This window comes from Pseudorhizobium marinum (assembly GCF_000705355.1).
GTDB classification, from domain to species: domain Bacteria; phylum Pseudomonadota; class Alphaproteobacteria; order Rhizobiales; family Rhizobiaceae; genus Neorhizobium; species Neorhizobium pelagicum.
In genome coordinates this window covers 1-562 of record NZ_JMQK01000077.1, presented here as the reverse complement: position 1 = coordinate 562, position 562 = coordinate 1, and the positions used below count along the sequence as shown (strand labels likewise).

Below are 562 nucleotides of genomic sequence, written 5' to 3'. Positions count from 1 at the left end.
CGCTGGCCGTAGAACGTGGTGACCACGGCGGTCAGCGGCACGATGATGACGGTGATCGTGGCAAGCGGCACATGCACCCACATCATCAGTGCAAAGGCGCCGATCAGCGTCATCACGGCAATGAAGACGTCCTCCGGCCCGTGATGCGCCACCTCGCCGATCTCCTCGAGATCCTTGGTCAGCCGCGCCACCAGATTGCCGGTCTTCTGGTTATCGAAGAAGCCGAACGACAGCTTCTGCAGATGGTCGAAGGCCTTGCGGCGCATCTCCGTCTCGATGTTGATGCCGAGCATGTGGCCCCAGTAGGTGACCACCACCTGCAGCCCGGCGTTGAAGAGGTAGATGACGAGAAGACCGAGCGCCGCCAAGACGACGAGATCCAGTCGCTGTGTCGGCAGCAGCCGGTCGATGAACAGCGTCACGGCCATCGGAAACGCCAGCTCCAGCAGGCCCGATGCCACCGCACAGGAGAAATCCAGCAGGAACAGCCGACGGTGCGGACGATAGTAGGCGGCGAATCGGCGAAGGATGTCGGTCATCTGTCCTGCTTTGATGGCGTCAC

Annotated in this window: 1 protein-coding gene; it reads right to left on the bottom strand. The window is 61.9% G+C overall.

From position 1 onward, the window contains the following. Positions 1–539 (bottom strand): ABC transporter transmembrane domain-containing protein (locus tag EO99_RS0125455; RefSeq protein ID WP_037113188.1); only part of this gene is annotated, 539 nt, incomplete at its 3' end. Between the last annotated feature and the right edge of the window lie 23 nt (positions 540–562).